Source organism: Pseudomonas sp. Kh14 (assembly GCF_900291005.1).
Taxonomy (GTDB): domain Bacteria; phylum Pseudomonadota; class Gammaproteobacteria; order Pseudomonadales; family Pseudomonadaceae; genus Aquipseudomonas; species Aquipseudomonas alloputida.
The window spans coordinates 1-252 of record NZ_OLKJ01000211.1 but is presented as its reverse complement, the minus strand read 5'-3'; the positions used below and the strand labels follow the sequence as shown (position 1 = coordinate 252).

Genomic DNA, 252 nt, shown 5'->3' with positions numbered 1-252 from the left:
GAATAGGATGAGTGAAGAAACAGAACTTATTCTGACGTTGCCACTCACCATTGCGGATATCGTTGTGGTAAGCAGGAATATTTCGCATCAAAGTAAATAGCAATGCAATCACATGTTCAGGCACCGATTGAGTCGCGTAACCTTGGACATTGGTAACGGTAATACCGCGTTGCGCGCAGTAATCAAGCTCAACGTTATTAACCCCAGTGGCAGCCACCGCAATATGTTTTACTTGCTTGGCCTGTTCAAGAA

1 pseudogene is annotated in these 252 nt (G+C 44.8%); it reads right to left on the bottom strand.

The features are described from left to right. Nucleotides 1-252, bottom strand: a pseudogene (locus tag FQ668_RS27865) (glycerate dehydrogenase); the annotation flags it as partial.